The organism is Paracidovorax anthurii (assembly GCF_003269065.1).
In the GTDB taxonomy this organism is placed as follows: domain Bacteria; phylum Pseudomonadota; class Gammaproteobacteria; order Burkholderiales; family Burkholderiaceae_C; genus Paracidovorax; species Paracidovorax anthurii.
Window position 1 is genome coordinate 101585 of the sequence record NZ_QLTA01000013.1, and the last position, 9858, is coordinate 111442.

At 67.1% G+C, this 9858-nt stretch carries 12 protein-coding genes; 3 read left to right on the forward strand and 9 right to left on the reverse strand.

What is annotated here, in order from left to right:
- Positions 1–16: 16 nt before the first annotated feature.
- The 6 genes from AX018_RS08895 to AX018_RS08920 all read right to left on the reverse strand — a co-directional run bounded on the left by AX018_RS08895 (position 17) and on the right by AX018_RS08920 (position 6909).
- On the reverse strand, positions 17–1420 hold the full coding sequence (locus tag AX018_RS08895) for a M20/M25/M40 family metallo-hydrolase (RefSeq protein ID WP_111876937.1): 1404 nt from the start codon (positions 1418–1420) through the stop codon (positions 17–19).
- Positions 1421–1598: 178 nt separating this feature from the next.
- Entirely contained in the window at positions 1599–2321 is a 723-nt protein-coding gene (locus AX018_RS08900) for a hypothetical protein (protein ID WP_111876938.1), read from the reverse strand.
- Between the two features lie 3 nt (positions 2322–2324).
- The gene (locus tag AX018_RS08905) at positions 2325–4826 is read right to left on the reverse strand and encodes a TonB-dependent siderophore receptor (RefSeq protein ID WP_111876939.1); all 2502 of its coding nucleotides are present in this window, start codon (positions 4824–4826) and stop codon (positions 2325–2327) included.
- Positions 4827–4920: 94 nt separating this feature from the next.
- Complete coding sequence (locus tag AX018_RS08910) at positions 4921–5898, reverse strand: FecR domain-containing protein (RefSeq protein WP_111876940.1); 978 nt, start codon at positions 5896–5898, stop codon at positions 4921–4923.
- Positions 5895–6365, reverse strand: coding sequence for a sigma-70 family RNA polymerase sigma factor (locus AX018_RS08915; protein WP_211322402.1), 471 nt, complete (start codon positions 6363–6365; stop codon positions 5895–5897). Before AX018_RS08915 ends, AX018_RS08910 begins: the two co-directional genes overlap by 4 nt.
- Before the next feature lie 154 nt (positions 6366–6519).
- Positions 6520–6909 (reverse strand): DUF3486 family protein, encoded by a 390-nt coding sequence (locus AX018_RS08920; protein WP_170146217.1) that lies wholly within the window; start codon positions 6907–6909, stop codon positions 6520–6522.
- 176 nt (positions 6910–7085) lie between these two features.
- On the opposite strand from AX018_RS08920, the gene AX018_RS08925 reads away from it, so the two are divergent.
- Positions 7086–7457 (forward strand): hypothetical protein, encoded by a 372-nt coding sequence (locus AX018_RS08925; protein WP_146749267.1) that lies wholly within the window; start codon positions 7086–7088, stop codon positions 7455–7457.
- Positions 7458–7494: 37 nt separating this feature from the next.
- Here AX018_RS08925 and AX018_RS25205 read toward each other — a convergent pair whose 3' ends face one another.
- Together AX018_RS25205 and AX018_RS08930 are read right to left on the reverse strand one after the other, a co-directional pair.
- Positions 7495–7656, reverse strand: coding sequence for a hypothetical protein (locus AX018_RS25205; protein ID WP_170146218.1), 162 nt, complete (start codon positions 7654–7656; stop codon positions 7495–7497).
- 374 nt (positions 7657–8030) lie between these two features.
- Positions 8031–8531 carry a hypothetical protein gene (locus AX018_RS08930; RefSeq protein ID WP_146749268.1) on the reverse strand — a complete coding sequence of 167 codons (501 nt, stop codon included), beginning with the start codon at positions 8529–8531 and terminating at the stop codon, positions 8031–8033.
- A 249-nt stretch (positions 8532–8780) separates the two neighbouring features.
- On the opposite strand from AX018_RS08930, the gene AX018_RS24720 reads away from it, so the two are divergent.
- Both AX018_RS24720 and AX018_RS08935 read left to right on the forward strand, forming a co-directional pair.
- Entirely contained in the window at positions 8781–8996 is a 216-nt protein-coding gene (locus AX018_RS24720; RefSeq protein WP_146749269.1) for a hypothetical protein, read from the forward strand.
- Positions 8997–9010: 14 nt separating this feature from the next.
- On the forward strand, positions 9011–9529 hold the full coding sequence (locus AX018_RS08935) for a hypothetical protein (protein ID WP_111876944.1): 519 nt from the start codon (positions 9011–9013) through the stop codon (positions 9527–9529).
- Here AX018_RS08935 and AX018_RS08940 read toward each other — a convergent pair.
- Positions 9516–9858 (reverse strand): transposase (locus tag AX018_RS08940; protein ID WP_146749262.1); only part of this gene is annotated, 343 nt, incomplete at its 5' end. The two genes, AX018_RS08935 and AX018_RS08940, sit on opposite strands and share 14 nt — an antisense overlap.

The window sequence follows — 9858 nt, forward strand, 5'->3', positions numbered from 1 at the left end:
TACCGGGCTGCCCGGGTCAGGGGCGCGTGCGCCGGACCAGCACCGGCGGGCTCACTCCTTCCACGCCCACCAGCGCCAGCACCGTCACGAGGCCGGTCTGCGCGCCTTTCCACGCATCGGTGGGGTCGAACCATTCGCCCAGCGCGTGGAAGCCGCCGTTCTTGCCGCCGCTGCCCAGGATGATGGCCGGGATGCCCAGGCCCATGGGCACGTTGGCGTCGGTGCTGGCCGCGCGCAGCGCGGGCTTGCCGCCCGAGGCCAATACCGAGGCGACGGCCGCCTGCACGATGGGCTCGGTGGCGGCGGTGGCGCCGGCCGGGCGGTCGCCGATCATCCTGGGCTCTGCGGTGATCTTCGCGGCGGTGTTCCAGCGGCGGTTCTCTTCATGAACGCCGCGCTGGATGGCGGCCATGATGTCCTTTTCGGCCTGCAGCAGCGCGGGCAGCGCGTTGGAGCGGATGTCCACCGCCATGGCCGCGTCGCCCGCGATGGTGTTGACGGAGGTGCCGCCGCCCACCTTGCCCACGGTGAAGGTGGTCTTGGGGTCGGCCGGCACCTGCACGTCGCCGATGTACGCGATCGCGCGGCCCATGGCGTGGATGGCGCTCGGCACCTGGCCGAAGGCCCCGAAGCTGTGGCCGCCCGGCCCCTTGAAGGCCACTTCGTAGCGGTGGCTGCCCGTGCCCTGGTTGAGGATGCCGTCGCCCTCGCCGGGCTCCAGGCCCACCATGCCGTCGATGTCGGCATGGTCGCGGAAGAGGGCCTTCATGCCGCGCAGGTTGCCCAGCTCCTCCTCGCCCACGTTCGCCACGAAGACGATGTCGCCCTCGGTGGCCAGCTTGCGCTCGTTGAGCGCCTTGAGCCACGAGAGCAGCACGGTCACGCCGCGCGTGTCGTCCGAGATGCCGGGCGCATGCAGCTTGCCGCCTTCCTCGCGCACGGTGAGGTCGGTGCCCTCGGGGAACACCGTGTCGAGGTGGGCCGACACCACCAGCCGGGGGCCCTGGCCCGTGCCCTTGCGGATGCCGATGGCATTGCCTTCCTTGTCGATGGCGGCATCGGCCAGGCCCAGTTCCTTGAAACGCTTCACCACGTATTCGGCGCGGCGCTGTTCCTTGAACGGCGGCGCGGGGATCTGCACCAGGTGGCGCAGCTCGTCGATGGCGCGGGCATGGTCGGTGCGCAGATCGTCCAGCACCTGCCGCACCGCCGGGGCCGCGCGCACCGCCTCCACCGCGCGCTGCACGGCCGGGGCCGGCGGCAGCGTTTGCGCGGTGGCCGCGCCCCCGGCCAGGCCGGCGCCGAGCGCCAGGGCCAGGCCCCATGCAGCGGTCCGGCGCGCCTTGAAGCGGCGAGGCGCGGCGGACGATGGTGGCGTGCGGAAAGCGGAGGACAGGAGCACGGTCGCATGCAGCGGCATGGGAAAAGCCTTTCTCGGGAGAAGGAGGGAGGGGAAGGGGGGAGTGCGCTTTCGGGGGAGAGACTGCGCGGGAAAGCACCGCAGGCCCACTGTAATGGGGCCTGCGCGCGCCGGCCCGCCCGTCCGCCCGGGGGCTGCCGCCTTGGCGACACCCGGGGTGGGGCCGGCCGGGGCAGGTTCAGCGGCTGCCCACCGCCCAGTCGATGGCCGCGTCGAACAGCTGCACGCCGGCTTCCGAGAGGTTGCCGAAGCTGTCGTTGTCCAGGAACACCATGACCCGGCGTGCCGGCGCCAGGGCCTCGTAGTCCATGGTGGCGCCTTTCTCGTAGCCGAAGATGGCCGCTTTCTCCGGCTGTCCATAGACGGTGGCGATGGTCGTGGCGCCCAGCCCCGGCCGCCCCCAGCCCATCGGCGCCTGCTTGCGGTAGACGTTGACCCGGCCGGCGGGCTGGCCGCCGGCCATGGGGTGGGGCGCGTTCACCAGCCAGAGGAAGCGCTCCTTTTCCGTGGTGCCGAAGTCGCTGTCATGCCGCTTGCCGGTCATGGCCAGATCGTCCAGCAGATCGTTCTCCCAGGTCAGCAGGGGCACCGGCGACTGGCGCCAGGCGGGGTCCACGTCCTTGCCCGAGACGGTGGACGAGATGACCACGAGCGAGAAGCCCGCCGCGCTGTCCGGGCGGGCCGACTGGTCCGCCAGGCCGACCTCGAAGCCGCGGGCCTGCAGGTGGCTGCGCACCTGTTCGTCCGTGGCCCGGTTGGGCCCGCCGGCCTGGATCAGCATCAGGATCTTCTTGCCGGCAGGCGCCGCCTGGGCATGTGCGGCGGGCGCCAGGGACAGGACGAGGCAGAGCAGGGCGCCGGCGCGCAGCGCGGCGTGCCGGAGGGGCTTGAATGCGGTCATGGCTCAGAAGTCGAAGGTGGTCAGCAGGGAGATTTGCCGGGCGTCGCCCATGGAGATGAAGTAGCTGTTGACGCTGGAGGTGTAGTAGACCTTGTTCAGCAGGTTCTTCACGTTGAGCTGGAATTTCACCCGCTGGCCGCCGATGCGCGTGTCGTAGGCCGCGAAGGCGTCCGCCACGGTGTAGGAGGGCAGCTCAAAGCTGTTGGCCGAGTCGCCGGCGCGGCGGCCCACGTACCGCGCCCCGGCGCCCAGCCGCACCCGCCCCTGGCCATCCGGCCCCGCCGTCGTATAGACGCCGAAGAGCGATGCGGTATGGCGCGCGACGTTCCACAGGCGGTTGCCGGCATAGAGCGGGTCTTCCGTCGTCCTGGCATCGATGTACGCCAGGCTGCCGATGGCGCTCCATTGCGCGTTGAACTGGCCCGATACGTCGAGCTCCATGCCGCGCGAGCGGGCCGCGCCCGACGTCCGCCAGTCGGTCAGCTTGGTCACGTCGTTGAATTGCGAGACCAGCACGTTCTTCTTCTCGATATTGAAGAACGCGAGGGTGGCGGCGAGCGTGCCGGGCACGTCGTACTTCGCGCCGATCTCCCACGAGCGGGCCTTCTCGGGCTCCATGGCCGAGGTGATCACCACGCCGGAGGACAGCGGGGCGATGGTGGAGGCGGGTTTCAGCGACTGGGTGTAGCTGGCGTAGAGCGACGTGGCGGCATCCACCTGGTAGACGAGGCCCAGGCGCGGCAGCCACTGGTGATCGTCCGTCTTCGTGTTCGTGACGAACGGCCGGCCCCGGCCCGCGATCTGCCGGTAGCCCTGCCAGCGCAGGCCCGCCACGGCGATCCAGCGATCGCCCAGGTGGATGGCGTCCTGCAGGAACAGCGACTGGTTGTGCAGGCTGTCGGTCTGGTCGCTGTCGCTGGCCGAGACGGTGGCGGACGGCTGCTCCCGGCCATAGACCGGGTTCAGGTAGCTGAACGTGCTCCGGCTGGCCTGGCGCAGCAGGTCGGCGCGGTAGATGCGGCGGTATTCGAGGTCGGCGCCGGCCTGGAGGTCGTGGCGCAGGCCGCCCAGCGTGAGCTTGCCGTCGAGGTAGCCGATCGCGTAGCTGTCGGTGCTGAGCGCTCCGTGCGTAGCGTCGTTGCTTCGCGCCAGCGTGCCCGCCGTGGGGTTGACGCCGTTCACGCGCAGCTGGTTGGCGTCGTAGGTCTCGCGGTTGTAGCTCAGGCCGAGGTGGGCCTTCCAGTCGCTGGCGAGCTGGTGGTCCACCGAGAGCTGGGCCAGGTGGCTTTCGCCGCGCATTGCGTTGAAGGGCTCGTCCAGCCGGCGCGTGGCGGGAATGTCCAGCGGCCGCTGGGTGCGCGGGTCGAGCGCGGTGCCGCGGTCGAAGGGCGTGAGGTAGCTCCGATATTCGTAGGACAGCACGGCCTGGGTCTGGTCGCCGTACCACGCCACGCTGGGCGCCACGAGCGTTTCGCGGTGGCTGCCGAAATTGCGCCAGTAGTCTTCACTGACGCGATCGACCACGAGGCGGTAGGCCAGCCCGTCCTCGCCGATGGGGCCGGTGGTGTCCAGGGTCAGCCCGCCGCCGTTGCGCCCGCCGGCGTAGCCCGAGGCCAGGGCCGAGACCGAGGTGTGCTGCACGAGCTGGGGCCGCTTGCTGACGACGTTGACGACGCCGCCGGGGTCCATGATGCCGTACAGCAGGCTGGACGGCCCCTTCACCACTTCCACGCTCTCGGCGGCGGCGTTCATGCCCCGGCCCTGCACCAGCGGCATGCCGTTGTGCATGATGGAGCCGTCCCGGTTGCCGCCGAAGCCGCGCTTCATGATGGTGTCCTGGGTGCTCGCGAGGGTGTTGCCCTGCGTGATGCCGCTGACGTTGGCCAGCGCATCGTCGAGGTTGCGGGGGCGCTGGTCGCGGATCGCCTGGGCCGGCACGACGTTGACGACCTGGGGCACTTCCAGCACCGGCAGCGCGGAGCGCAAGGTGCTGGCGCTGGGCGTCGGCCGGTAGCTGTTGTCCGCCTCGACCGGCGCCCGCAGGCCCGAGGCCGTGACCTGGACGGTCTGCAGCGTCGCGGCGCCCGGGGCCGTGTTCTGCGCCATGGTGCGCAGCGTGAACTCGCCATTGCCGTTGTCCACGGCCTCCAGGCCGCTGCCGGCCAGCAGGCGCGCGAAGCCGGCCCGCACGGTGAGGTCGCCCCGCAGGCCGTCCGATTTCATGCCCAGCGTGGCCGAGGGGTCGAACGACAGCGCGATGCCGGAGGCCGCGGCGAAGCGGCTCAGCACCGCGGCGAGGCTGCCGCCCTCGATGGCATAGCGGATCGTGGGCGCTGCGGCGGCCTGCGCTGCCGCCGGCGCGTTGCCGGCGGCCTGGCTGGCCAGGGCGCCGCACAGCAGGGACGCGGCGATCAGGCCCTGGGCGAAGGGCGCCGGACGCGTGGCGCGCGGGTGCGCCAGAAGGCCGCGCGCATGCGGCGGCAGGGAAAGCTGGGGGGAGGGCATAGGGCAGTTCCGGTGATGGGCTCTGGGAGGTATCTGCCCGGTAGGCCGGACGAGCGGCCAAAACAGGAAAATCCGCCGCGCGGCCGGTGCCGGATCAGTCCGCGGCGCGCTCCACCCGCACCCAGTAGCGGGTTCGGTGGCGGATCTGGATGGGCAGCGAGCGGGCCAGCACGGAGAGCGCGCGGTCGGTGTCATCCAGCGGGAACGCGCCCGACACCCGCAGATCGCCGGCCGCCGGATCGCAGGCCAGGTACCCGGGGCGGTAGCGGGCCAGTTCTTCCACCAGGTCGCCCAGGCGCATGTCCGAGGCCAGCAGGCTCCCTTGCTCCCAGGCCGCCACCCCGTCGCTCGCGGGTTGCGCCGTGCCCAGGGCCGTGCGCGAGAAAACCAGTTGCTCGCCGGCCGCCACGGCCGCCGTTCCGGGCAGGCCGTCCACGCGCACCACGACCCGGTCCTGCTGCACCGCGACGACGGAGCGGCCGCGTTCGGAGCGCACGGTGAAGCGGGTGCCCAGGGCCTGCACCGTGCCTTCCGGCGTCTGCACGAGGAAGGGCCGGGGTTCCGCCGGCCGGCCGGCCGGGGCCTTGGCAGTCTGCACGGAGATCTCGCCCGCGACCAGGCGCACCAGCCGGCGCTGCCCGTCGAAGGCGATGTTCACGGACGAGCGGGTATTGAGGACCAGCCGCGAGCCGTCTTCCAGGACCAGCGCGCGGCGCTCGCCGGCATCGGTGCGGTGGTCGGCGGTCCAGCGGCGCAGCCAGCCGTCTTCGCGGGCGAGCGGCCATGCCAGGCTGGCCGCGGCCCCGCCCGTGAGGACCATCGCGGAGAGCCGCAGCACGCTCCGGCGGCCGTCCTGGCGTGCGCGCAGTGCCGGGGCGGCGACGTGGGCCGGCACGCTCTGCAGCACGGCGCGCATCGATTCCATGCGCGCCCAGGCTTCCTGGTGCCGGGGGCTGCCCTCCAGCCATTGGCGCCAGCGCAGCCGGTCGCCCTCCGTGGCCGTGCCCGAGCCCAGCAGCAGGTACCAGTCGATGGCCGCCTTGCGGAGGTCCGGCGGCGTGCCGCCGCTCATGGAGCGAGGTCCCAGCAGTGCTCCAGGGTGGTGCGCAGGTAGTTGGTGACGGTGCGCACGGTGACGTGAAGCCGCTCGGCGATGGCCGCGTGCCCGAGGCCTTCGAGCTGCGACAGCAGGAACGCCTCGCGCACGGCGGGCTTGAGGCCATCGAGCATGGCGTCGATCGCGGTGAGCGCCTCCAGCACGGTGGCGCGCTCTTCTGGCGAGGGCGCCATCGGTTCGGGCAGGCCCGCCAGCGTCTCCATATAGGCTTGCTCGAGCGACCGGCGGCGATAGAAATCGATGAGCAGGCCCCGCGCGACGGTGGCGAGATAAGGGCGGGGCTCCTGGATGGCGGGCAGGCGCCCCCGGCCCAGGATACGCACGAACGTGTCCTGGGCCAGGTCCGCCGCGCTGTGCGAGCAGTCCACCTTGCGGCGCAGCCAGCCCTGCAGCCAGGCATGGTGGCGGTAGAGGCTGGTCACGTCGGTGGGCGGGGCGGCTGGAAGGAGCGTGGGAGGCGCGTTGGTGATGGGAGTTGAGAAAACCAACACCCACGCGGTGCGAAAAATCGAGATTTACGGGGACTCGGTGCGATATAGCGAAATAGGATTTGAAACTTCGTTACAACGGGTGAAATCAAGCGGACGGGGTGGATAGTTGCTCGATGGCGCAGACCACAAGCGCCCTATCTGCGACGGTGGTGAGCGTCGTCGTGCTGCCCGTGCTCCGCTCGATCAAGATCACTACCAAGTCATGGGGGGTGTCGCGATGCTGGGCATCGTGATCAGCCAGCTTCTGAAAATGCCTAGCTAAAGCTGACCTGGATACCTTGATGCCTGCTCCCCTGATCAGTGCGTGCGCGCGGTTGATCTGCTGGTATCGATGCGCACGGATCGTCGATTCAACAAACAGCTTCTCGGTTACGGGCAGGAGGTCAATAGTGCTGAGACGGCCCATCTTCGGACTCCTATAGCGACAGCACGACGCTGCCGCCATCAATATCACAAAACGGACCAGAAAAGTCATGTAGAGCAGTTCCTTTTCTGCCCTGTCGGAAGCACAGTCGCTTCCAATTCCCTTTGCATCTTGGAAGCCCTGTCTCTGCACCTCTTCCAAACAAAAAGCCGCTCTGAGCCTAGATTTGCAGGCCATGCGGCAACATGATTTCGGCACCGATCAACTTACTTCTCAAGGTGCCCATGATGACCAACCAGCCCGCCGATCTCTCGCCCGAAACCGCTGCATGGCTGCATACGCAGATCGCCATCTCCACCGCCCGAGCCGTGGCCCCGCTGCGCGAGGAGCTGGACAAAGTTGACGACTGGGCCGGGGGCCTGTTCGTGGTATTTCTCAACGTGTTGCCGCATCTGTTGCGCACGCAGCCAGAGCTGGCCGCAAAGCTGGCACCGCAGTGGCGCAAGGCAGCGCAGCGGTTCGATGCGCTGCAGGCGCGTGGGGCGCGGCGCGCGCGAGACGGTGAATCGCTGGAGTCTTTGGAGGCACGAAAGATGCTTTATCGCATCTTCTCTCTCATGGAACTGTGGCCACAGTCCGCCAAGGCCAAGGGGCAATAGTTGCCGAAACGGCAGCGTAGGGACACCTCAAAGGGCGTCAACCCTTTGATTTCCTTGCTTTTTGGTAATCCGCGAGTGCGGCTTTCTTGCCGTCACGGCAATAAAGTCCAGCCACTACTTGGCGACCGTCGCCATTTTTTCTGACGGTCAGAACTCCGCCATCGGCGAAGGCCAATGCTGGCAAGGCCTTGCGGCTCATGTGGTTCTTACGGTAAGAATTTTTCTGGCGACCGTCGCCATCGGCGGTACAGAACCCGCCACCTGAAAAAGTGCGACCGTCGCAACTTTGAACCTCCTATCTTTGCCCGAATTCGGCCAGAAGATAGTCGCTATCGTAACAATGAAAATTCAAATATTTGACATTCAAATGGGCACGGTAACCAGGTTGATACGTTTCTAAAGCGTTATGGGGCAATGCTTTTGCCTCTTTCAGGTGGGCACTGTAACCAGCAGCTATCTCAAATATTTGAGATAGCTGCCGTAGCAGCCCGCGCCGTTCGTGAAGCTGTCGCCTGGGCAAGCGCAAGGTTCGCAAATTTGGCAGCCGTTGCCACTTTTGCCGAACGTTCGGAGTCAATGATCCAAAGGCATCGCAGCGATGCGCATCGCCTCAGCTTGCGCTCGTACGTACTCTGCGGGGCTAGCAAAGAGTGAGGCCACATCGAAAGGCTGCTTCTTGTACCGGGCTCCGCGCGCTTCAATGATGTCGGCAAGGCCAGGGACTGCGATGGCATGGAGGATGTGCCGCTGTACGTACTGGCTGAGGTCTTTGCCGGGCACATCGGAGCGCGTGAGGATCACCTCGCGGATGTACTGCTTCGCCCATTCCTGCTGCCGCTTGGCGTTCTTGTGGAGCTTGGGTTTCTCAGCCACGAGGTAGGCCCCCAGGTAGTCCATCAAGGTATCGTCCACCGAGATCGTTGTGGCCTTGCCATCGAGGGTGATGCTGATTCGCATAAAGGTGCCAAAAAGATATCCGATAAATAAGTATCGTACGACGGTTAACTGCATACGATAAAAAATTATCGCCTTCCCCGCTGAAATGCCGCCTCGGGGCGGCATTTGGTCTATCATCCGCCCATCCTCTCGGGGATCCGGGCTTGGTCGCCCGGTACGAAGGCGCAGCAGCCGCGCGCTTCTTTATGAGTCGGCGGCTTTTTTCATTCCCAGGCTGCGCTGGGCATGGTTCCGTTTCGGCGGGGCTGTGCGGGACTCCCGAAAGGGGGTGCCGGTCCTTCGTCCGGTCGACCAACCCGCACAGTCCTGCCACCCTCTCTTGGTCGAGGGGGCGGCAGGTTCATAACCTGTCACGAAGGAGCCATCATGGCTGACTCTCTCGCATCCACCGGCGCGCATACTGCCGCCGTCTCCACTGATCCCGCCCACCTGCTTATGCAGGCTATCAACTGCATGGAGCGCGCCAAGGCGTGCCTGTTGGTCAACGAACCCATGTACGGCTTCGCCCAGCAGGGCCTGGAAGCCGCACAACAGGCCGTGGCCGCGCTTGCCGTTATCGACACCAGCACAGCCGTTCATTGATCAGGAGGTGCACCATGGACTACCAGATCAGCGAAGAAGAGTTCTCCCGACTGGAAAGCGCCCGCGATCAGTTGGGCCTCATCTACGGCCTGCTCGCCACGGCGCGAGAGGGTGAAGAAATGTCTTGTGTCAAGGCGTCGCAACTTCTGGCATTTGTCGATGCACAGCAAGGCACGTTGGCGCAGGTGGTCAAAGCGGCCAACGAGCGGGAGGCGCAAGCTCTCAAGGCTCGGCATGAAGAAGCCGCCGCGCCCAAGGCGCCCCAGGTGTTCATCGCGCCCGAACTGCTGATGGGCCTGATGGACGCGGCCTGCGGCGAACTGACCGACTCTGAGGCGTTGAACAAGCTGTGGGATGGCCTCTACGGTGCGGGCACATTGCATCGCCCCTACATGGATGCTCTGCACCGCTTCATCGACGTGATGCGAGCCAGGGGCTTGGTCGTACACGTCCAATCCCTGGATGGTCACCGATCGCTTGCGTTCGTGCCAGCACAACAGGAGCAGCCTAAGAACGTGTTTACGATCTTCTGAGTAGCAGAGCCAGAAACGCCAAGTGGACGAACTGTAAGCTGGTGTTGAGCCATCGCTCACAGTTCTTCCATAGCCGCCGGTTCTTGTCCAGCCAAGCAAAGCTGCGCTCAACCACCCAGCGCTTGGGCATGACCTTGAAGGTGTGCAACTCGCTTCTCTTGGCGATCTGCACCGTCACATGCTCACCCAGGATGTCCTTGACGCCTTGCGCGAAGGGCTCGCCTGTGTAACCGCTGTCCGTCAGCACACTTTGCACCCGCCCCAGCGAGCGCTTGCAGCGCTTGAAGGCCGCAAGCGCTCCCTTGCGATCAGTCACTTGGGCTGTGGTT